Below are 25,421 nucleotides of genomic sequence, written 5' to 3'. Positions count from 1 at the left end.
ATGTACCCGGAATCTTGTTTTTGGGTACATATTGACCAGAATAAGTCCATGAAATCCTCTTTTTGGGTACATATCATTGTTAATGGAGATTATTTCCCGGCTTTCGGGTACATATAGACATAAATATAAATGAAATTCAAATTTAAAATACAGCAATATCAGACCGATGCCGTAGAAAATACGGTAGCTGTTTTTCGAGGTCAGCCGTCACATGCTCTGTCGGCCTATCGCAGGGATTTGGGAAGTTACAAAGAAAAGCGGATTACCTACAAGGAGGAAGAAATCGGCTACGGTAACCACCGCTTGGAGCTGGACAGGCAGACGATGCTCCGGAATATCCGTTCGGTGCAGAATTTATACGATATAGCTCCTTCGGAGACACTGGCCAAAGGAGTGGCACCCGTGAATCTGGATATAGAGATGGAGACCGGTACGGGCAAGACATACGTATATATCAAGACGATGTTTGAGCTGAACAAGCAGTATGGGTGGAGCAAGTTTATTGTCGTGGTGCCCAGTATAGCCATTCGAGAGGGCGTGGCCAAGAGCTTTACCATGCTGGAAGAGCACTTCATGGAACTTTACGGCAAGAAAGCCCGGTGGTTTGTTTACGACAGCAGCAACCTGCAGCAGTTGGACAGCTTTTCGTCAGATTCGGGATTGTGCGTGATGATTATCAACACGCAGGCTTTTGCCGCTTCCTTGAAAGAGGGAGGCAAAAGCAAAGAAAGCCGTATTATATACTCCAAGCGCGATGAGTTTGGCAGCCGCCGTCCGATTGATGTTATTGCGGCCAACAATCCTGTTGTCATTATGGACGAGCCGCAAAAGATGGAAGGCGATGCCACCCAGGCCGGTATCAGGCGGTTCAATCCGCTGTTTGTGCTGAACTATTCGGCTACACACAAGACCAGACACGACACGGTGTATGCGCTCGATGCGTTGGATGCCTACCGCCAGCAACTGGTAAAACGCATTCATGTAAAGGGCTTTGAGGTGAAAAATTTAAGAGGTACCAGCGGTTATATGTATCTTGACAGTATCGAACTCTCGCCCAAACGGCCGCCTATGGCTCGCATTGAATTTGAAACCAAAACGGCATCGGGCACCATAGTGCGAAAAACAAAAACATTCGGCACCGGCGACAGCCTGCGTGTAGCATCGGGATTGGCCGAATATGAAGGTTTTACCTTGTCTGAAATCAACGCCAAAGGTTATGTCACCTTCCTGAATGGCGTTACGTTGCGGCGAGGCGAGGTAATCGGAGACACAAGCGAGTTGAGGATGCAGCGCGTACAGATAAGGGAAACCATCAAGTCGCACTTTGAGAAGGAACGCCAGTTGTTCAAGCGGGGTATCAAGTGCCTGTCGCTGTTCTTCATCGACGAGGTAGCTAAATATAAGAGCTATGATGACGACGGGAACGAAGTGAAGGGCAAATTCCAGGAAATATTTGAAGAAGAGTATGCACGTTTAGTAAGCGAAGAGTTCCAGATATGGGACGAGGATTATAATGAATACCTGCGTCGGTTTACACCTCAAGAGGTGCATCGAGGCTATTTCTCGATAGACAAGAAAACGAACCGGGTAATAGATGGAAAGGTTGAGAAGAAGACCGGCCTGTCGGATGATATATCCGCCTACGACCTGATATTGAAGAACAAGGAACGACTGTTGAACTTTGACGAACCTACCCGCTTTATCTTCTCACACTCGGCACTGCGTGAAGGATGGGATAATCCGAATGTATTTCAAATCTGTACGCTCCGGCACTCCAATTCGACCACGGCCAAACGGCAGGAAGTGGGGCGCGGCCTGCGCCTTTGTGTGGATAAAAACGGAGTCCGTATGGACAAAGAGCTGTTGGGTGAAGATGTGCATGAGGTAAACAAACTGACGGTCATAGCCAATGAAAGTTATGCCGATTTTACCAGTGCATTGCAGAAAGAGACCCGCGAGGTGCTGCGCGAACGTGCCGCCAAAGCGACCGTGGCCTATTTTACAGGCAAGCAGATAAAGATAGGCGAAGAGATTCATACCATAGACGAATCGGAGGCCAGCCGCATTATCATTTATTTGGAAGACAATGGCTATATTGATGCAGACAAGCATATCACGCCTGAATATCGTGAGGCTATAACCAACGGCAACGTGGCTCCGTTGCCTCCGAAGTTGCAACCGATAGCCGAGGGAGTTACCCGACTGATCAATTCTATCTTTGACCCGAAAGCTCTCGATGATATGGTGGTGGAAGAGAAAACCACTATCCCCGAAAACAAGCTGAATGAGAATTTTGGCAAAGAAGAATTCCAGGCCTTATGGAAGGAAATCAATCATCAATATGTTTATACGGTAAGCTATGACAGCAACGAACTGATTGAGAAAGCCGTTCTGCATATCAATGCAGAGCTGGATGTAAAACAGCTCCGTTATGTCATGGTGGAAGGGATGCAGGATGAAAAACAGGTTACGGAATTCGGCGATACCCGATCACAATCGCATCTGTTGACTGATGTATGTACCTCGACGGTCCGTTACGATCTGGTGGGTGATATTGCCAAGGGAGCAAACCTCACGCGTCGCACAGTCGTGAAAATACTGCAAGGCATCAAAGAAAGCAAGTTGTATTTGTTCAAGAATAATCCCGAGGAATTTATCCGGAAAGTTATCAGTATCATCAAGGAGCAGAAGTCCACAATGATTGTAGAATCAATCCACTACAACATGACCGAGGGGAAATATGACAGCAATATTTTCACGGTAAAGAGCAAAATGGATTTTGACAAGGCCTATGAAGCGGAGAAGCACATAACAGACTATGTATTCAGCGACAGCAAGGGCGAGCGGCAATTTGCGCATGACCTTGACAAAGCCCAGGAGGTTGTGGTATATGCCAAGTTACCGCGAACCTTCCAGATACCGACTCCGGTTGGAAATTATGCCCCGGACTGGGCTATTGCCATGGAGAAAAATGGTATAAAGCATATTTTCTTTATTGCTGAAACCAAGGGTTCAATGTCGTCAATGGATCTGACTAAGATAGAATTGGCTAAAATAGAATGTGCAGAAAAGTTATATAACTCTATTTCTGCGGCCAAAGTAAAGTATCATAAGGTAACTAAATACAGTGACCTTATAGATGCAATGAATTCTATTGTGTAGATTCATTGCTAATATGTTTTTATTGCTGTCCGATAAAATTTTCAAGTTTGTTTATAATATCTTGAGAATCGAATTATATGCTGTCAAATCATACAGATGGTTTGTTGTTGTGGTTTTGTATCGATAATCGATAAATTATAATAATTTGTCAAAATATGAATTTCAATTACACACTTTTTGAAACACTACCATATAAAGGAATAAAATCTGCTGATAAAATTCCATGAAAAATTTGTCGTACAGTAGATTTTACACATTTTTGAGGACAGTATCGCAATGAAATAATTGTCATCCGCCGAAGTCATCGAATGCAATCATTTCTTTAGGGACACCGAGGTTGTCGAGCATGTTGAGCACTGCAGCATTCATCATGGGCGGTCCGCAGAGATAATATTCTATTTCTTCAGGTTCTTTATGGTTTTTAAGATAATTTTCGTACAGCACCTCATGGATGTTGCCGACATCTCCTTTCCAGTTGTCTTCCGGCAATGGGGCGGACAATGCCACATGGAAACTGAAATTGGGATTTTCTGCTTCTATCTCTTTGAAGTCGTCGATATAAAACAACTCTTTGAGAGAACGGCCTCCATACCAGAATGAAGCCTTGCGTTTGCTGTGTTTTGTCTTGTAAAGGTCGAGGATGTGGGAACGCATGGGAGCCATACCGGCGCCACCGCCTATGAAAATCATTTCTCTGTCGGTATTCTTGATGTGGAACTCTCCGTAAGGACCGCTGATGGTGATTTTGTCGCCTTTCTTGCGGGAGAAGATATAGGAAGAACATACGCCGGGATTGACGTTCATGAATCTTCCTGTTTTCTTGTCGAATGGTGGTGTGGCAATACGTACGTTGAGCATTATCACATTGTTTTCTGAAGGGCGGTTTGCCATGGAGTAGGCTCTGAACTGAGGCATGGGATTGTGCATCTTCAACTCCCACATCTTGTATTTGTCCCACTCGGGACGATATTCCGCCTCGACATCCATGTCTTTGAAGTCAACGTCAATTACAGGAACATCAACTTGAATATAACTTCCGGACAGGAAATCGAGATGTTCTCCTTCAGGAAGTTTTACAATAAATTCTTTGATGAAAGTTGCCACGTTACGGTTGCTTATCACTTCGCATTCCCATTTTTTTATTCCGAAGATCTGAGGGTTTATGGCAATATTCATGTCTTCTCTTACTTTGACCTGACAACCGAGTCTCCAGTTTTCTTTTTGTTCTTTTCTGCTGAAGAAGCCTGTCTCTGTAGGCAGTATGGCACCACCACCGCTTATTACCCTGCACCGGCACATGCCGCAAGTGCCACCACCACCACATGCCGATGGTAGAAAAATCTGTTGATTTGCCAATGTCGTGAGCAACGAGTCGCCGGGTTCCACTTCGATGATTCTTTCGTTATTGATTGTGATTTTCACCTTGCCCTGCGGTGTCAATCTCTTTTTCAATATTACGAGTACTCCCACGGGCACAAGTACTACAATGAGAAATACTATTATACTTGTTATTATGATGGAAACTATTGTTGTCATTGTTGTTTTGTTTTGATTTACAATTTAATGCCAAGGAAAGCCATAAATGCTATTCCCATCAGGCCAGTTATGATGAAACTGATGCCTGTACCTTCCAATGGTTTGGGAATCTTGGAATAACGTATTTTTTCTCTTATTGCCGCTATGCCGGTTATGGCGATGAGCCAACCGATGCCGGATCCGAAGCCATATACAATGGATTGAAATACAGTACCGAAATCTTTTTCCTGCATGAACAGAGAACATCCTAAAATTGCGCAGTTTACTGCTATGAGTGGAAGAAAGATTCCTAATGATGCATATAAGGCGGGACTGTATTTTTCTATCACCATTTCGACGACTTGTACCATGGCGGCTATGATGGCGATGAAAAGTATCAGACTTAAAAATTCAAGGTCCATATTGGCAAATACGGGACTTATCCATGCCAAGGCACCTGCCGACAATACATATTTGTCTAAAAGATAATTTATTGGTACTGTAATTGTTAATACGAAAACTACTGCCAAGCCGAGTCCTATGGCAGTTTTAACGTTTTTTGATACAGCCAAATATGAACACATGCCGAGAAAATAGGCGAAAATCATATTGTCGATAAAAACCGACTGTATAAATATGTTGAAAGTTCCCATAATTCCTGCCTTTATTTTACAGAAGTTTTTTTAACCCAAATTATTATCCCTACGATGATAAGAGCCATTGGTGGCAATATCATCAGTCCGTTATTCATGTATCCGATGTCGTATAGTTTTTGAGGTATGATTTGATAACCCCATAATGTGCCGGAACCGAGCAACTCTCTGAAGAAAGCTACTATTATGAGAATCAAGCCATATCCTAAACCGTTGCCAATGCCGTCCAAGAAAGACTCCCATGGACCGTTAGCCATGGCAAATGCCTCGAGACGTCCCATGACTATACAGTTGGTGATGATAAGACCGACAAATACCGACAGTTGTTTGCTGACATCATAGACGAAAGCTTTAAGTACCTGATCCACCAATATTACTAAAGATGCTACTATTACGAGTTGTACTATGATACGAATCTTGGGCGGTATCCCTTTCCGCAGCAATGATATTATCAGATTTGACAGGGCGGTGACTACTGTTACGGAAACAGCCATGACAAAAGCCGGTTTTAGTTTTGCCGTCACGGCAAGAGCGGAGCATATTCCCAAAATCAACACCGTGACAGGATTGGCTTCGCTGATGGGACGCAATAGTATTTGTATGTTCTTATTGTTTGTCATTTTGTTTCTCGATATAAGGTAAATATAACTCTAATGTGTTCCTTATCATATCATTTACTCCGTTAGACGTTATCGTTCCGCCGGATATGGCATCGACGGCATATTTTTGTTCTTCTGTATCAAGTGCGGAGATTCCGCCTTTGACGACAGCAATAGACTTGAAAACACCGTTTTTGAATAATCTCTTGTCTTTGAATTGATTTGAGAATTTTTCCGTCGTTATTTCGGCTCCCAAACCCGGTGTCTCGGATTTGTGGTCGAAGACAGTGCCTATCACAGTGTCGAAATCTTCCGACAGTGCCATATATCCCCATATAGGACCCCAAAGCCCGGTGCCTTGCAATGGTATTACATTGATAATTTTATTGTCATATTGCAACACATATACAGGAAGGGAATAATCTTTATTGTCAGCCATTTTTGACAATTCATTTTTAAGATTAATGTTGAAAGCTTTGCATTTTGTTTTAACGGCATCGCTACATTCATCAATAATAGTCCCATCATTGTTAATAATAAGCATCTTGGTACAATATTTGTCGAATAATGAATATACATCTTCATTATTTGTCACTGTAATACCGGCAGCTTTCATGATATTCACCATCTTTTCATTGTCTTCGTTTTTTTTCTGCAAAGGATATAACAAAGTTGCCGTTGCAGAAAGTATTATCGCTACAATTATCACAAGTGTTATGGTATATCTGAAAATATATCCGTTCGTCATGGGGACCTCCTTTCCGTTTTGGCAAGACGGCGTTTGCGTTTTCTGATGTTATTGTTTACGACTACATAATCTATAAAAGGAGCGAAAAAGTTCATGAGAAGGATGGAAAGCATCATTCCTTCAGGATAAGCCTGATTGATAACTCTTATCATGATGGCGATGGCGCCAACGAGGAAGCCGTAGATTATTTTTCCCGTATTGGTCTGAGCAGCCGTCACCGGGTCTGTTGCCATGAAGAAAGCTCCAAAAAGGAAACCACCTATGAGGAAATGTTGCCAGAAGGTCACCTCCATGGCAGGAGTGCTGCCTATTAGGTTGAATGTCAATGACATTATTATGGCTCCGGCAAAAACTGACAATAAAATCCTCAAACTTATCACTTGTGTCAATATCAGGAACATGCCGCCTGTCAAGATGGCGAGTTTGGAGGTTTCTCCGACGCTTCCCGGCATGAAGCCGAAAAACATGTCTGATATGTTTAATGATTCTATCACGTTGTTTCCGTTAAGCAGTTCTCCTAATGGCGTGGCTCCACTATAAGCATCGGGTTTGTCAGCAATCCAGATATCATCTCCGGACATCTTGGACGGATAGGAGAAGAAAAGAAAAGCACGGGCGAGAAGGGCAGGATTGACGATATTCATTCCGGTGCCCCCGAATACTTCTTTACCTATTATGACAGCGAAGGCTACAGCAATGGCAAGCATCCACAACGGTATATCCGGCGGCATTATCAACGGTATCAGAAACCCTGTCACAAAATAGCCTTCGTTGACCTGTTCATGACGCACCTCTGCAAAAATAAATTCTATTGCAAGACCGACAATGTAACTCACGAGATACATGGGAATGACCTTCATGAGTCCATAACCGACTGTATGCCAAAATGTTACATTTTCTCCTAATGATAAGAAATGCTGATATCCTACGTTGAAAACACCAATGAAGAAACAAGGCATCAGAGCTATCATCACAAAAATCATGTTACGTTTCATATCCACGGCATCACGAATATGAGAGCCGTTTTCTGTGACAGTGTCAGGAACATAAAGAAATGTCTCGAAGGCATCGAATGTTGAGTGCAGTTTCTCAAACTTGCCACCTTTCTCAAAAGCCGGTTTTATCTTGTCTAAAAAAGTTCTTAATCCCATAACATTAATTCATTTCTTTATGTATTAAATCTATACCTTCTCTTATGATTTTCTGTATAGGTGTTTTTGAGGGATCTATAACCTCGCATAATGCAAAATCTTCTTCATCGACTTCGTAGATGCCAAGATTCTCCATAAGATCTATATCTTTGATGATGCACGCCTTGATGAGTTGCAGGGGAAAAATGTCGAAAGGAAAGATTTTCTCGAACTCTCCTGTCATGATATAAGGACGAACTCCGCCATGCATATTGGTATCCAACACATATTTGCGTTTTGGAAAGAGATATGACAGGAAGGTATGGGAAAAACTGAATTTTTTGAGGTTCGGTGCCAACCATCCGAACAACTCATGATGTCGTCCTTCCGGTATTACTGTCACGGTATTGTCGTAAAAAGAGATAAAACCATCTTTATCTATCTTTTTCCCGGTCAATACATTGCCGCTTATATATCGGTTTTCTTTGTCACCGGTGTTGTTATTTACAAGATCCGAGATACATGTTCCAATAATAGATTGGTAATAATGAGGATGTAACACTTCGGAACCTGTCAGAGCGAATACTCTTTCGCCGTTGTAATATCCGGTTTCAAAAAGTTCTCCTATTGTAAGTATATCTTGAGGATAACAATACCAAATTATCTCACCTTTGTTGATAGGATCGAGTCTGTTGATTTGAGTACTCACGTTGCCGGCAGGATGCGGACCGGTAAAATAATTGATATTCACTCCTTTAATATTTGTGAAAATGTCAGAATTGTCACCGTATCTTACGTTGAGGTGTACTTTGCCGTCGGTAAGGCGGGTCAGCACATCTATTCCTTTTTGGAAGATGTTTTGTTTGTTTTTAATTATTAAGGTGTTATCCGGAGCAAGAGGGGCTGTGTCAAAAGTAGAAACTACAATACATTTTGGTTTTTCCAAAGGGTTGGCAATGATAGAGTAGGGACGTTGCCGTATCATTGCCCAGATACCGCTTTGAACAAGTTTTGATGTTATTTCTTCGCGTGACATCCTCAAAGGGTCGCCTTTGCCGAAGTCTATCTTGTCATCTCGGCCGTCTGTTTCTATGATAATCTCTTTAAGCAGCCTTTTCTCGCCGCGTATTATGGCTTTTATTGTACCGCTTGTGGGAGACGTGAAAAACAGATCTTCCCTGTATTTGTCGTGAAACAAAATACTCCCGGCTTTGACCTTGTCACCTTCTTCTACATGCAACTTGGGATATATGCCTATAAAGTCTGTAGGTTTTATGGCACAGTACTGTGGCTCGTGATGCTCTACTACATGTTCGGCTTCTCCGACAAGATTAATGTTTAAACCTTTTTTTATTTTGATTATCTTATCCATTTGACTTGAAATAACAAATCAACAACCAAAATACAATTTAGTTTTGTATCACGACATGTTCTGTCCAATTATGACTGCCGGAAATTATTTTAATGATGTAAACACCGGGAGCAAGACTACTTACATCAAGAGAAATACTGCCGTTAGTCGGATTGATATTTCTGTTCAACACTTTGTTACCTAATATGTTAAATATTTCTAACGATGATTTGTTTTCGTTGTTTGCAGGTAAAACTATTGTCAGTATTTCTTTTGCTGGATTGGGATAAATACGCAGTTCAGACATATCATCGTTCTCATCGACGGAGAAATGCGACATGTTTATTGTTTTGGAAACAGTATTGCTTTGACAGCCGTTGTCGATATAAACGGAAAGCGTGGCATTTGGTTCTTTGAAATTGTTGTTCCAATACAATGTGGCTTTGTTGCCATTTGTGACAATCTCGGCAGCGTTTTGTGGTTCTATGTTCCAATGATATTTTACATTGTCAAGATCGACAATATGATATGAAGTAGTATCGGCATTATCAATGTCTATGTAGGAGATACCATGTATTGTATCTTCAAGTTCGATATAGTTGTTAATGTAAAGATTTATGGAACTTTGATAAGACATATCGTAATTGTCCATGGCAGTGAGGTTCAGAATCGTCGTACCGTTTGATATGTCTTCCGGACCTGGTGTATATGATGTTACAAGGTCCTGCGGATTTTCAAAATACCCATCTCCATCAGAACTCCATAGTATTGATTTGTAATTAAATCCGTATGCAGTATTTGTTGTAGCCGGTTGATCTTCGCAGGTGAATATGTCATCGTCGGCACCAATGATGCAGATAGGAGAGGGCGCCCATCTTATCAAATCTATACGGGCATCGCCATGGTCAGCTCCGCTTTCGCGTGAGAAAACCCACTGTAACAAATACTGCCCCGCCTCAATCGGTTGTTCAAAATATGTCCAGCCTTCTCCTTCTAAGACAAATGTCTCTGTGTTGATTTTGAAAATGAATTTGTCATCTTTATTATCAGAAGGTTTGAAATAAAATGATATTTTGTCGTTTTTATCTGTTGTTATTCCCATAATCAACGTGGATTTAGGTATGCTGTTTGCAGATGTTGACTTGTAACAATAATTTCCTTCATAAGGGTCGGTGTCATCGAGAACCCATGGAGCTGCACCGCTGTTACTCCATTGTGCTATTGAGTTGAGTGTCTCATTTTCAAAATTTTCTGTCGTATTGCCTAATGAGACTGTGTTTTCATGTATTGACTGGTATTTTCCGGATGTGATAGTCAGTCTGTCTGTCAGTATGGCTCCCATAGGGCTGTTATCGTTGACATTGACAGTGAATGTTACAGTTGTACTGTCGTTGCTGTTAATTCCCTCAATAGTAATGATATCTTCATTGACAGAAATGAAAGGAGCAAATATTTTATAATAAATATTGACATGATTGCTTTTATTATGTCCTTGATTTTTAATGGTAAATGTTAAATTTGATATTGAGGCTGCCTGTAATCTGTCTGTTGCATTGCCATTTTCGTCTGTGATGGTATAATTTGTCATCATCAAAGAAGGAGCAAAAACAGGCAATTTGAAATCGTCTGTAAATGAATAATCATTGTTGTATAATGATAACGTGAATGGGATGTATGTCATGTCAGGCACATCATCAGATACTCTTATTTCAAAAGCAGAACTTAGAGATGTTATATCATCTATGGAAATACTATTGAACACAGCTGTATTATTAAGTATCTCGACGTAAGGTGAGGTTGTTGATAATACGGCTGTCACGTCGTTTATTGTTTCTGTCCCTACATTATGCAGGGCGACATTGAGACTTGCCGTCTCATTGTAATCCAAGTTATTGCTGTTATTGTTGTTTACCGTGCAGTTGTCGAAGATGAGATATGGGCCTTCGTTGGGAATGACGGATATTTTCCCGGTGTATCTGTAATAGTTTTGTTTTGTTACAGTTAGAATGACTTCCGTTCCTACAGATTGCGGCGTTACTGTCATTTCCATTGGCAGGCCTGTGGCGTAGGCAAGACCTATTATCTCGTCGCCTACTGATAGACAAATTGTTGCATCTTTATCGGCAGTGATTTGGTAGGTTGTGGCACCGTCTTTTAAAACGGGCAACATATCAACTGTAAGGTGTTGAGGCATCTCTGTATAGAGGTTCATATATGCGTCGCCATGATGATGGAACAAATAGTATGTTATTTCTTTGCCTTGCCAGGAACTGACCCATGACGATTGTTTCAGAAAATATTTTCCTGAGACATTGGCGTAAGATGGCAAGACGAAAGATTTTGGGTGCTGAGTGCCGAAGTCAGGCATGAATTCCGGCCACATGTTATCGTATGCACCCCATACATATACATCGTTTACGAAAGAATATGACACTTCTGTTGCGGCAATAAGTCCGAGAGCACCGTATTGGTGGCGGTGAAAAGCTTCAGCGAAGCAGCCATCTTGACCTCCATAATTGAATTTTCCTGTCAGACAATTGTTGGACATGACAAAGGTGAGATCTTCGTTGGTAAGTTTTTTTATAGATCCTATGCTATATGACGGCTCTCCCCACAATTCTTCAGCTCCATGGTCACGATGTTGCAGTATAAATGCACCGTTGTTGATCGCCTCGTTTACATCTGCGGCTTTGGCATCCCATTCAGTAAGATGCGACATGGTTTGAGGGATGTAGTTTAAGTTATTGGGACCGAAATAATTGACAATAGAAGGAGTGTTCTCATTTGTTGACCATCTGCTGCCCGGAGTACCTTCGTATATTGCATTGAGACGAACCGGGTGTTTGCCGAGACCGTATTCCCAAAAACCATTTACTACCTCTGAACACAACTGAAACCAACGTTCCAACTGATAACCCATGGCGGTGATGGGTTTGTCATAGAAATTGCTGTTTGTCGGAGGATTACGTTCATATCGCAAATCTTTGTTTATGATATGATAAAGTTCATCGTAATCACGTCCGGTAATTCTGGCGGTGATGATGTTGGGGAGATCGCTGTTGTCGGTTATTCCGTAAGGATTGTCTGATATATAAGGGTTGTAGGAATCTCCACCGGGGTGGTTGTACATATTATGCGACACTATGCCTTTTGTACCATCGGTGTTATGATCTCCGAGGAAAAGAACTGCTGATGGGGGGACATCCCATGTGTTGTAAGCATTATTGATGTATGAGCGTATTGTATTGTAGTCGTTGCCTCCACATTCACTCACCGTGACAACTTTGGTGAGAATGCCTTGTTGGCTGCGGAACAGTTTTATCGAGTCGGCAAGTTGTATAAATTCTTCATTGTCAGGTGTGATAATCAAATACTCGCATCCGGTGTCGCCTCTTTCCACTGATTCTCTGATAAAACTTTTGTAGTCGAATGGTTCTATGACATCATTGTTTATCACCATGTCGCTGATGATTTGGTTCCAAGTGTCACTACGATAACGAGGATCTCCGAAGGTGCCTTTCCCACCTTCGAATTCGATGTTCAACTCAATGTCGTAAGCCACTATGAGTTGTTTTGTCACAGGATTGTATTGAAAGGGATTGACACTGATAATGGCAACGTCAACATCTCTGATTTGTGTTATTTCAGATATTGCTATTTGGTTCTCAGGATAGAAAGCGTTTTTATTGTAAACCGATTCGTCTTTTTTCCTTATTATGGGATTGTTGTCGTTTTCCAATACGGGTTCAGGAGCCGGTAAAATATCGACATTGTCAATGTTTTTGGTTTTCATGTTTTTAATGGAAACCTTGATGGAAGCGTCTTTGGGAATTGCCACGTATCTGCTTGATGAAGGAAGATTTGGTTTTCCGGGATCACCGGGAAGGAATATGCCATGTAATGATATAATATCGCCGGAGGCATCATTATATGTAGTATTTTCTATGGACAAATTGTTAATACTGTAACGCAGAGTCAATCCTGAACGGGTGCTGTTACAGATAGAAAAACCGTCGATGCCGGTGTTGAACTGATAATCGTAAGATTGGGCGTTGAGATTGAATGACAATGTAATTGTCAACGCGAAAAGTAAAATGTACTTAATGTTGAAAGGATATGTTTTCATTTTATTTGGAAATTGCATTTATAATGTTATGATAAGCATTTTCTGTACATACGAACCATATTTTGTCATTGTTTTCAAACATGGTATCTGCTTTAGGATTAAGAATAAATTCACCATTGTGTTCTATTGCTATAACCATGGCATTATATTTTTCTTTAAATCCAGATTCTTTAAGATGTTTGTGACATAATGTATGATTAATTGATACTACAACGTTGTGTAATTCCATTTCCTTATTCTGTCGTTCATTAATAAGTTGTTTTTTTTCTACTTCAATAAAAGGTCTCAATTTGTTGATATTGTCATCACTCCCGATCATACTGATTTTGTCGTATGGATAGAATACCATTTTATTGTCTGGCAGGTCATAAAATTTATCACCACGTTGAATACTAATTATATTAACATTGTACTTACTGCGAAACATTGTGTCTTTCAGTTGTTTACCGACGAGTTGACTGTTTGGACTCACCAACATTTTTTCAAAATGGAAATTCTCCTGCAATATTTCAGGAATAATAAATGATTCTTGACTTTGTCGGTTATTTAAATTTTCAATAAAATGTTTCTCTATTTTGTCATAAAACATCATGATGTGAGACGATATGGCAAGTAGTGCTGAATAAGCTAAAGATATGCCGAGTGTTATGATAAAACTAGCGTCATTATATCTGTCAATAATAAAATATACAACACATAATGACAATAAATAGCGTAAACTTGTTACTGTAAGTACTATGATTTTATTCAGATTACTATTGACACTGTTTAAATTTTCCTGAACAGAGAATTTGGATTTAAATGCCATAGCCCAAATAAAGGGAGATAACAAAATAAGTGTTACCGAGGTATTGATTATACCGGACCATGGTGCGACTGTATATTTGTTTATAAAAGGTGTAATGAAAATAAAAACAAGGAATATTATTGCAATGATGATGACAGAATATATTACAAGTCGTTTCATTTGACGTGTCAAAAACATCCATAATGCTTGATTATTATCGTTAACGGTTTTGGTATTGTTATTGGATGAGATGTTATTAATCGGTTTTATCAATGGTTCAAGTTTATTATAAACGGGTGTTGCCAAACGCATTATATATGGAGTGAAAAATGTGGTGATGACGGAAACAGATACTATTACCGGGTATAAAAATGGTTCTATTACTTTGAAACTCAATCCCAAGGATGCTATGATAAAAGAAAACTCTCCGATTTGGCAGAAACAAAAACCTGATTGTATTGATGTCTTGAGGTTGTGACTTGTAATGAAAACTCCTAAAGTTGCGCTAAAAGTTTTCATTATCATTACTGTCAAGGCAATTATCAAAATCGGGAATGCATATTCTATTATCACTGAAGGATTTATCATCATGCCAACAGATACAAAAAAAACTGCACCGAAAAGATTTTTGATTGGAGCAATGAGTCTTTGTATTGTCTCAGCCTCTATTGTCTCAGCTAATATGGAGCCCATGACGAATGCTCCCAAAGCCGGAGAGAACCCGGCATAATTGGCGAACACTACCATGATAAAACATAATCCAAGTGAGAAAATCACCAATGTTTCTTCCGTCATGAGTTTCCTTACGAGTTTCAATATCGTAGGAATCAGATAAATGCCGAAAACAAACCATGTCACAAGAAAGAATGCCAATTTCAACATGTTGAATAACAGTTCCTTTCCGTCGAATTGTTTGCTAACGGACAAGGTGGACAATATAACCATGAGCAAGACAGCCAAAAGGTCTTCAACTACAAGTACGCCTATTACATTATTGGTATATTTTTCTTGTTTCAGCTTCAAATCTTCAAAAGCTTTGATAATGATAGTTGTCGATGAGATGGAGAGCATGCATCCGAGGAAGATACAGTTCATTTTTGACCATCCGAGGAGATGACCTATGCAGAATCCTGATATCGACATTATTATCAGTTCTATAATCACTGTGATAACTCCCACTGAGCCTACTTTTTTAAGTTTTTTGAAACTGAATTCAAGACCCAATGCGAAGAGTAGAAATACCATTCCAATATCACTCCATGTCTTGACGCTGTTTGTATCAACAGCAAATGGGAAATATGAGAAATATGGACCTATCAGAAAACCGGCTGTTAAGTATCCGAGAACAAGCGGTTGTTTTAACCATTTGAATAAAACGGTTGCTATACATGCGGTTGCAAGTATCAATGCTAAATCAGAGAATAAATTCTGAACTTCAGGCATTTCAGTTTTTTTTGCAAATTAAAAAAAAAGGTTGCAATTATGCAACCTTTTGATAAAAGATATTATGATATAATTTATCATTTGATGACTATCTGTTTTCTCCAGATATTGTCTCCGGATTTCACTATCAGCAGATATGTACCTTTGCCTAACACATTGGTATGAATTGTTTCGTTGAGACCTTCTTTTGCAGTTGTGCTGTTATCATAGACTTTCTCACCTAAGATATTATACATTTTCAACTCTGTTTTGCCGTTTAATCCATCAATCTTGATATTTACGACATCATCAGCCGGGTTTGGATAAATCTTAATATTTTGCAAAGAATATTCATCTATGCCTATCATGCTTGAGGTGACAGTCAAAGGTTCAGAGAAATCTGAATAACCGCATGAGTTATGATATGCTCTCACGCTGATTTCTGCGTTACCGTTGTAGTTTACATTCCATGTCACGACGGCTTCTGTGCCATTGCCTTCTATGGTACCGGCTTCGGCAGGGCTGATATTCCATTCGTATGAAGCCATACCTTCGATGAGTTCAGTGGTATATGTCGTTGTTGCTGTCTCATCTTTAGCAATTATCTCGTCACCGACAGGTCTGGCCGGAGCCGACATATTGGTGGAAGTTACGGTAAATGATACAGAACATTCTGATGAACAACCGTTTGCATCAGAGATAGATGTAATGGTGTAATCTGTTATTTCGGGATTTACAGTGAATAATAACAATCCTGTTTCGTCAACGTCGAAAGTTTCTTCATTGATGGTTACAGTGTAAGGAGCAACTCCCGTAACGGTAAGGTTCATTTCGACAGGAATGTTGGAACATGCCACATATTCTGTTGTTGCCAAAGACAGTGTTGGCAAAGCATTTATCATTAATGTTATGGAAGCCTCTGCTGTTGAACAACCTTCAGCTGTCACCGATAGAACTACTTCACCATTAGCTATGTCTTGTGTACCAGGAGTATACGTCACTTCAGCAACAGAGTTGTCATTGAAAGTTCCATCACCTTCAGTTCTCCATGTCAAAGTATTGTAATTTACAGCGTCTGCGACAATTGTTGCACTTTCTCCTTGGCATACTATCATAGATTCGGATGTTGAAACAGCAGTTTCACCCAATATGCTGAGAGCAATAGTACTTGAGACAGTGCTACAGCCTTCGACTGTCAATGTAAGGTTGACAGTGCCGTTGTTTATGTCATTTTCACCAGGAGTATAAGCGGCATTAAGATTGTTGACATTGTCGAATGTTCCGTCGCCATCGGTAGTCCATGTTATAGTATTATAATCTGTCGCTGTGGCATCTGATATATATGTTTCGTTAAAACATATTGTTGCTGATTCTTCCGTTGTCACTGTTGCATCGCCCATGAGGGTAACAGTGACATCATCAGATAAGGTGTTATTTTCTTCATCTGTTGCAGTAAGTGTAAGTATAATTTCTTCACTTTGAGAGTCTTGGGATCCGAGTGTATAGATTGCATCTAATTTCGAAGGGTCATCGAAAGTGCCGTCTCCGTTTGTAGTCCATGTCAAAGTGTTATAATACTGAGCAAAGCCGTTCAATTGTACATCCGATTCAGGACAAGCCTGTAAATCTCTGCCGGCACTTACCGAAAGGGAACGTGTTGCAGGAAGTATGACAAAGTCAATCCATGCGCAGTCTTCTCCTGATGATACTGAATTATCTTTGGAATATGTCCATGTAAAAGTATGTTGTCCTCCGTTGACAGGGAAAGATGCCAAAGTCCAATTTGTAGAACCGCTCCATGAGCCTTTAGACTGATTGTCAATGTAGAATGTCAATTTATCGTAATTTGATTCTGAGGATACTTTGTAGTAGAATGAGATTGTGTCGTTATCGGCGCATTCGTAATTCAGTGATACTGTTGTAGAGCCGCTGTCGCCAATTCTACCTGATTGCAAACAATAAGTACCTTCATACGGGTCTTCGGTACAGAACGTCCATGGTTGTTGAGAATTGTTAGTCCAACCTTCTCCGAGCACTCCGAGTTCAAAATCTTCCACAATAAGACCTATTTTTGAGATGAAGTCTTTTGTTGCAGTATAGTGTCCTGATACACAGTCTAATGTGTATTCTGCAGCAACGCCGGCAGGAGCATTGGAAGATACATAAACTGTAAATTGGGCTTGGCTTGAACCGTCAGCTTCTATGCTTTCTATCACGACAGGATCTGAAAGAACCTCAATATATGGATTATTCATGGTGAGGTTGACATTAGCGGCATTGGTGTTGCTATTGCCTTTGTTAAGTATGGTGAATGTCAGTGTAGCCTCCTCTGCCGGGTCAAGACGACCATTACCATTACCGTTTATTTCAGTAATTGATACATTACCAATTTGAAGTTCCGGCGCGTATGCTTTGAGAGTGATGTTGCTTTCATAAGTGTCATCTCCTGAAACTATCGTCAACAAGAAATCGATATTGGTTTTGTTTGGTACCTCATCAGAAACGGAAAATGAGAAAGCATTGTCTATATTGATTGTCTGGTCAGGATTCATGGAATTTACAGAAGTACTGCCATTGATGATTTCTGCATATTCTGATTCTGTAGTCAATGTCGCAGTGCCTTCTTCGGACTGTTCTATACCGACATTTTTGAGAACTATATCCAATCCGGCTTCCTCACCAAAGTCAAGCTGTGCATTATCGTCACTGAGTGAGTATTCATTTAGTGTGATATAAGGACCTTCTGCTACTATTACCATAATTTCAGATTCATGACGAAGGTAATTCTGTCCTGTTACGACTACATCAATAATTGTTGAAGGATTCAGTACCGGTATTTCCACTGTTTGAGGAGTGCCTAATCCTTCGGCAACAGCAATGATGTTGGTTTGTCCGTTTTCAGTTACTGTTAATGCAATCTGAGTATTTTCCGGGGCAGTAATCTGAATTTGTGTCTGACCAGTCATCACTACTTCCGGAAGTGATACAGTCATTGTTTGCGGTACTTCGGTATAAATGCGTAAAAAGGCATCGCAGTGTGCTGTAAACATTTGGTATGTAATATCTTTATCTGAAGGATTGTATGGCCACGAACTTTGTGCGAGGAAGTATTTTCCCGCTACATTGGCGAATGAAGGCATCCAGTTTCCCTCGTTAGGTGCGAGAGGTCCGTAGTCAGGCATAAAGTCGGGTTGAAAATGGTCTAAGACACCCCATACGTATGTGTCGTTGACAAAAGAATATGATGTTTCGGTTGGACATAGCATTGCCACAGCACCGGCATTCTGATCATTATAGGTATAACGCATAAAGGCTTCTGCAAGACATTCTTGAGAGTAGTTGAATTTACCTGTCAGACAGTTGATAGACATGACGAAAGACATCTTGCCTACATTGGTTAGCTGTGATACATTTGAATTGTCGAAATCAGGTTCACCCCAGCCCTGTTCAAAGCCATGGTCGCGGTGTTGGAGGAGGAATGCTCCGTTGTTGACAGCCTGTACTATCTGACTTGCAGTACCACCGGACCAGCCACCGAGTTCACTTGGAGTGGCCGGGATATATCCTAAACCGTCAGGTCCGAAATAGTTGACTATATAACTTGTATTTTGGTTTGATGACCAGGAACTTCCTGGAGTTCCGCTGTATATGGCGTTGATACGTACAGGCGTTTTCCCTTGTGAACGCAAATAACCACCAACAATTTCTGAACATAATTGGAACCAGCGTTCTGTCTGCCATCCCAATGCAGTGATAGGGTTTTGATATGAATATTCATCCATGTTAGGGTTCGTATATTCATATTCTATTTGTTTACTTACGAAAACAGGGACTTCTTCGGCAGAACCGGCGATAAGACGAGAAAATGTCATATCAGGTAAATGATCACCGGTCGGATCTGCATATTGATTATCAGTTATACAGGAGCCATTATATGGGTGCGATATTGTTTCTCCCGGAATGCCTAAACTTAAATTGGTATTGTGATCTGCTAACAGACATACGGCAACAGGTGGAATATCCCAAGTGTTATACGCATTGTGAAACCACGCTTTTATCTCATTCGTAGAGGTAACACCCATCTCATCCAAACGTAATACTTCGGTAAGGATACCTTGACGAATACGGTATTCTTTTAATATTTCAGCTTGTTCTTCCCATTCATCATTGTTGGGTATAATTATAAGGTACTCATAACCTTCATCTCCGTCTCTTAACCATTTTTGCATACGTGCTTCATAGTCTATTTTGGGTAAGGAATTATAATTGATGAGGTTGTTTTGAAGTATTGGATCCCAATATGGAGAACGAAGTCTGTCTTCTCCAAAATGACCGTTACCTCCGACAAATTCTACTTCAAGTTCAATACTGTGATAAACAACTATTTCTTGTTTTACAGGGTTGAATTGTATAGGTGATATGCTTAATGCGACAGCGTTGACTCCACGAAGTGACAGAACATCGCTTGTGTTGACAATTTCAGCCGGATACAAAGCATCTTCTGAATATACTTTTTCATTTTTGACATAATTCATGTCCGGTTCCAATGCTTCATTTTGACATCCTAATGACGGAGCAACATTGACACCGCTTATTACCTCTTTTTCAATATTTTTTACATGCACAACAGCTTGTGCTCCTTGTGGTATTGCAATAAATCTACTGAAAACCGGGACGTTGGGCATTCCTTTGTCGTTGGGAATCGTAACACCATTGACTCCAAGTTCTTGCATCGTTTCATCATTATAACTGAATGATTGTAATTGTAATGTACTGATACTGAAATTTATCGCTACATTACCTTTGGACTCGTGTACCAAATACATACCATCTTTGTCGTGATTGTATGTTATTGTCTGTACATCATCGGCAAAGCCTGCCATAGTAGAGAAAAACACTATGGCGATTACACTAAGAAGACGGGATAAGTAAATTTTTTTCATTTTGTGAATATTAAATTAAAAAACACCGCAAATTTAATGAATTTTTAAAAGAATTTCAAAAAAAAAAGCAGGTTTTTTCAAAAAACCTGCTTTTGATAAAATATTATTGAAAACTTACTTTACAATGATATTTTTAATATAAGAATCATTGCCTGTAATGATTCTAAAGATATAAACGCCTTTTGAGAAATTGCTTATGTCTATTTGTGTCGAGATGCCTTCGGGACCTGCACTTTCTTCACGTGCATAAATTTGTTCACCCAATACATTGTATATGTATATCAAAGCCTTGGAATTATCAAAGCCTTCCATTTTGATATTAACAATATCGTCGGAAGGATTTGGATATATTGACAATGTATTAAACAAGTTTTCATCTAATCCAATGTGGCTTAGGAATATCTCAAGAGGTTCAGATTCTGCCGACTCTCCGCATATACTGTTGATGGCAACGACTGACAGTGTTGCAGTGTCTGTCGCATCTGTATTCCATGTTATAGAGGCTACATTACCATTGCCAGCAACACTGCCTGCTGTCTCTGGTTCGAGAATCCATCTGTATGTTTCAGTGTTGGCTGCAGGAAGAACGCTGTAAGTATAGACTAATGTTTCGTCAAGATTGACAATAGTTTCTCCTGTCGGTCTTGATGGTGTTTCTGGTGTTTGTAAAACGATCAGACTGAATGACTCGTTTATTTCGGCATGACAACCGTTGGCGTCATAAATATCAGTTATATAATATTCTGTAATGTTGTAATCCTGAACTCTGAATTTCATAACTGCATCTTCGCCGACTTCGTATGTTTCTTCCTGACCTTCGATTTTAACTTCGAATGGAGCAACACCTGTCAAAGCAAGTTGTATGTCAATGTCTTGATTTAGACATGTTTCGATTTCAGAAGTCAAAACCTGTAATGTCGGGAGAGGATGAGCAGTAAGAGTTATTGTTTTTGTCACTGTTGAATTGCAACCCTCGGCTGTTAATGTCAATTCGACATTTCCGTTTGCCAGATCTTGAACACCGGGGAAATAAATGGGTTCTAAAGTATTGGTGTCGTTGAAAGTGCCGTCTCCATCTGTCGTCCATGATAATGATTCAATATTTTCAGCTGTGGCAGTGATGTTGACAGGATTGTCACCGCATATCGACATGGTTTCTTCTATTTCAATGATTGGAGCATCAGTAATATTGAGAGTTATCTCACTACTTGCGTTATCACAGCCTTCTATTGTCAGAGTCAACACTACATTACCATTGGAGATGTCTTGTGTACCAGGGTGGTAGTATGTATTTAATGAAGAAATGTCGTCGAAATAGCCATCTCCATTTGTTGTCCATGTCAATACATCATAAAATTCTGCTTCTGCTGTTGTTGCGTATGTTTCGTTGTAACAGACGAATGCTTCATTATCCATGGTGATGACAGGATCGCTCCAAATAATGATATTGATGTCATCAGAGACTGTAGTGCCTGATCCTGTCACAGTAAGTGTCAGGGTGACATTACCATTGTCAATATCCTGTGTACCTGGGGTATAAACGGGGTTGAGAACGGAGGCATTGTTGAATTGTCCGTCACCGTTTGTTGTCCATGTAATACTCTCATAACCGTATGCAATTCCGTTTAGTTCAGCATTTTCATCGTGACATAAAGTCATGTCAGATCCTGCTGAACAACTTGTTCTTATAATAGGCGGGAATATCACGAAATCGATATATGCACAATCGTCGTTGCTGCTGCCTGATGCGTTTTTGACATACTCGAATTTAATGATGTGAGTTCCTTGAGATATAGAAGTATTGACATTTCTCCAGTTGTTGACTCCCGAAGTTGATTCTATTTCTTCATTGTCGATATAAAACTTGAAAAAGTCTCCATTTGCTTCCGAAGAAACTTTTCTCATAAATGATAAAGTGTCGTTTTCTGTCACTTCAATCTCTATCTCTAATACAGAACTCTCATTGTTATTGATAGCTCCTGATTTGAGACAGTAATTACCTGAATATGGAGAAGTTTCGCATATTGTCCATGGGTGAGTCTCATCATTCATCCATTCGAATTGACTTAAATCACCGCTTTCAAATGTCTCTATTGGCAGATTCATACGAGTGTAGAAATCATTTTCTGCAGTATAGGAAGCACAGGAAGAGTTGACGGTAAAGTTTGCAATTTCTCCCATAGGGATATTATTTTCTGTTGATACATTGTACTCAATATATGCAGATTGTCCTACATTGAGGTTTGTTGTTGTGGCAGTGTTCTCCGTTATGTTGACAAATGGGGATGTAGTGCTGAGTGCTGAAGTGATAGACCTCGCGCTGCTGTGGCCATTGTTGATTAGTTGCAGTCTGATAACTCCTGATTCATTTTCATCAAGACGCTGATTGGAATTGTCATCGTTGACAATTTCAAAGATTTTCATGATATTTATATTTGGAGCATATCCTGTGACATTGAATTGATATTGCCAAGAATAATCTCCACTTACCATTTGTAAATTGAATATGTTGACATAATTGTCGGGCATATTGCCGGATGATGATATTTCGAATACGTCATTTACATTGATTTGTTGTCCGCTGTTGATACTGTTGATAGTTGCATTAGGGTTATTTATGGTAATATATGTAGATGTTGTTGTCAGTGTTGCGGATGTTGTACTTGAAGGCACTCCTCCATTATTTTTGATGGTGAAGTTGAATGAAGCGCTCTCGTCATAATCCAAATGTCCGTTGTTGTCCTCGTCATTGATAGAGAATGCAAGTACATCGAGAACAGGTCTGTTGTTAACCACTTCTACTTGATCGACATAACGCAGGTAATCCTGTTTTGTGATGACGATATCCAATGTCGTACCGGAAGACTGAGGTGTAAAACTTATTGTTTGGTTGTTGCCGGTTGCTTCAGCAGTTGCCAGAATGGTATTGCCGTTTTTTGTTATTGCTATGAATGAACCTGCTGGTGCTGTTACATGAATTATACCTTCGCCATCATAGACTTCATCGTCGTGTGATACATTAAGTTCTTGAGGAACAGTAGTGTAAAGACGTAAAAATGCATCGCAGTGTGCGGTAAACATCTGATATGTGACATCCTTGCAGTTGTTGTTGTATGGCCATGAACTTTGGGCAAGGAAATATTTTCCCGCAACATTACCGAAAGCAGGCATCCAGTTGCCTGAATAATCAGCGTATGGACCGTAACTTGGCATGAAATTAGGGTCGAAAAGGTCATACATACCCCATACAAATACGTCATTTACAAATGAGAATGATACCTCGGTAGGACAGATGGCTCCAACAGCACCGGCACCTTGTCCGTTATAGGTACGGCGCATGAAAGCCTCCGCAAGACAATTTGAGGAATAATTAAACTTACCGGTCAGACAGTTGATTGTCATGACAAAAGTAAGTTTGTCAGTGTTTGTTAACTGGTTTATATTATTTACACTGAATGAAGGTTCACCCCAACCTTGTTCATAACCGTGGTCTCGGTGTTGGACGATGAAAGCTCCATTATTTATTGCTGTAACGACTTGTGATGCAGTACCTCCGCTCCACCCTCCGAGTTCGGTAGGAGAGGTTGGCAGATATCCTAATCCGTTTTGTCCGAAATAATTTGTCACAGTGGCAGTATTTTGTGCTGTTGACCATATATTGCCGGGAGTACCTTGATAAATTGCATTGATACGTACAGGTGTCTTGCCTTGTTCTCTCCAATAACCACCTACAACTTCGGAACATATCTGGAACCATCGTTCTGTCTGCCATCCGAGTGCTGTAATGGGATTTTGATATGAATATGAGTCCATGTTAGGGTTGTTGTACTCATAGTTTATGGTCTTGTCAACCATCAATTGAGCTTCTGTCGCATTGGCGGCTACTAAACGTGAAAAACACATTTCCGGAAGATGATCGTTGGTGACATCTGCATACTGATTGTCGGTTATACATGTTCCTTCTGTGATATGTGTTACGACTTCGGCAGGTATGCCGGACGACATGTTGGTGTTGTGGTCTCCAAAAAGCAATACCGCTACAGGAGGTATATCCCATGTATTGTATGCGTTATGGAAAAATGACTTCAATTGTGCTGTCGTAGTACATTCCATATCATCCAGGCTCATTACTTGCGTCAGAATACCTTGTTTTATACGATATTCGGCAAGTTCTTCAGCTATTGGACGAAAACTCTCGTTATTGGGTATGACGATGAGATATTCGCAACCGGTAGGTCTGTTGTTAGACCATTCTCTCATACGAGACTCGTAGTCAATGACCGGAAGTTGGTCATAGTTAAGCAGTACATTTTGAAGTATTGGGTCGAAATATCTTGAACGATAACGTTCTTCTCCGAATTCTCCGTTACCTCCTTTAAATGATAACTCAAGATCAATATCATGATATACAATGACTTCCTTTGTGACGGGGTTGTATTGGAAAGGTGTTACTGATACAACTACTACTTGTACACCTCGTATTGTCATGACTTCTGATATAGTGAAAGGTTCTTCCGGATAGAAGGCGTTCTTGTTGTAAATATCAGGATTCTTCTCGTATGTGGCAGGTCTGTCGTCAGTATCGGACAATATAGGTGCTGCTGCCATGATGTCCATATCCTTTAATAGCGTACTTTTGAAATTCTTTACTTCCAATACCGGAGTAGAACCATTGGGAATAGCTATGTATCGGCTGTTGGTTGGTAAATTAGGGTTTCCTGCATCCGAAGGCAGTGTTATTTCGTTGATGTGCAGTTGTTGTCCGGAATAGCCATTATCGCTGATATCTTCTACCGATATTTTCTTTAAGGAATGACTGATGCTAAGACCGGAACGTGTGGCTTTCTCAATAACAAAACCTTCTTTTGATTTTCCATTATCAAATTGATATTCTGTTATTTGAGCAAATAATCCTTGCCATGTAAGTGCAAGAACTAATACGGTAAAAATTTTTATAAGTTGTTTCATTAATTTTATATTTTAAA

At 40.2% G+C, this 25,421-nt stretch carries 11 protein-coding genes; 1 reads left to right on the top strand and 10 read right to left on the bottom strand.

Annotation, left to right across the window (positions count from 1 at the left end; genetic code table 11):
- The first annotated feature begins 129 nt into the window (after positions 1-129).
- On the top strand, positions 130-3,162 hold the full coding sequence (locus ACZOVS_RS06960; RefSeq protein WP_483996514.1) for a type III restriction-modification system endonuclease: 3,033 nt from the start codon (positions 130-132) through the stop codon (positions 3,160-3,162).
- Between the two features lie 288 nt (positions 3,163-3,450).
- On the opposite strand, the gene nqrF is transcribed toward ACZOVS_RS06960, so the two are convergent.
- The 10 genes from nqrF to ACZOVS_RS06910 form a co-directional block, all read right to left on the bottom strand.
- On the bottom strand, positions 3,451-4,698 hold the full coding sequence (gene nqrF, locus ACZOVS_RS06955) for an NADH:ubiquinone reductase (Na(+)-transporting) subunit F (RefSeq protein WP_483996513.1): 1,248 nt from the start codon (positions 4,696-4,698) through the stop codon (positions 3,451-3,453).
- A gap of 17 nt (positions 4,699-4,715) precedes the next feature.
- Positions 4,716-5,330: an NADH:ubiquinone reductase (Na(+)-transporting) subunit E gene (gene nqrE / locus ACZOVS_RS06950; protein WP_483996512.1), complete on the bottom strand. Its 615-nt coding sequence runs from the start codon at positions 5,328-5,330 to the stop codon at positions 4,716-4,718.
- Between the two features lie 11 nt (positions 5,331-5,341).
- The gene (locus tag ACZOVS_RS06945; protein ID WP_483996511.1) at positions 5,342-5,950 is read right to left on the bottom strand and encodes an NADH:ubiquinone reductase (Na(+)-transporting) subunit D; all 609 of its coding nucleotides are present in this window, start codon (positions 5,948-5,950) and stop codon (positions 5,342-5,344) included.
- Positions 5,937-6,677, bottom strand: coding sequence for an NADH:ubiquinone reductase (Na(+)-transporting) subunit C (gene nqrC / locus ACZOVS_RS06940; protein WP_483996510.1), 741 nt, complete (start codon positions 6,675-6,677; stop codon positions 5,937-5,939). Before nqrC ends, ACZOVS_RS06945 begins: the two co-directional genes overlap by 14 nt.
- Positions 6,674-7,828: an NADH:ubiquinone reductase (Na(+)-transporting) subunit B gene (locus ACZOVS_RS06935; protein WP_483996509.1), complete on the bottom strand. Its 1,155-nt coding sequence runs from the start codon at positions 7,826-7,828 to the stop codon at positions 6,674-6,676. The genes nqrC and ACZOVS_RS06935 overlap by 4 nt, the downstream gene beginning before the upstream one ends.
- Positions 7,829-7,832: 4 nt before the next feature.
- Positions 7,833-9,179: a Na(+)-translocating NADH-quinone reductase subunit A gene (locus ACZOVS_RS06930; protein WP_483996508.1), complete on the bottom strand. Its 1,347-nt coding sequence runs from the start codon at positions 9,177-9,179 to the stop codon at positions 7,833-7,835.
- Between the two features lie 37 nt (positions 9,180-9,216).
- Positions 9,217-13,284 (bottom strand): C25 family cysteine peptidase, encoded by a 4,068-nt coding sequence (locus tag ACZOVS_RS06925; RefSeq protein ID WP_483996507.1) that lies wholly within the window; start codon positions 13,282-13,284, stop codon positions 9,217-9,219.
- A 1-nt stretch (position 13,285) separates the two neighbouring features.
- Complete coding sequence (locus ACZOVS_RS06920; RefSeq protein ID WP_483996506.1) at positions 13,286-15,514, bottom strand: monovalent cation:proton antiporter family protein; 2,229 nt, start codon at positions 15,512-15,514, stop codon at positions 13,286-13,288.
- A 77-nt stretch (positions 15,515-15,591) separates the two neighbouring features.
- Entirely contained in the window at positions 15,592-20,436 is a 4,845-nt protein-coding gene (locus ACZOVS_RS06915) for a C25 family cysteine peptidase (protein WP_483996505.1), read from the bottom strand.
- A gap of 114 nt (positions 20,437-20,550) precedes the next feature.
- Complete coding sequence (locus tag ACZOVS_RS06910) at positions 20,551-25,404, bottom strand: C25 family cysteine peptidase (protein ID WP_483996504.1); 4,854 nt, start codon at positions 25,402-25,404, stop codon at positions 20,551-20,553.
- Positions 25,405-25,421: the final 17 nt, after the last annotated feature.

Source organism: Candidatus Limimorpha avicola (assembly GCF_056978975.1).
This window is presented reverse-complemented; position numbering and strand designations above follow the sequence as displayed.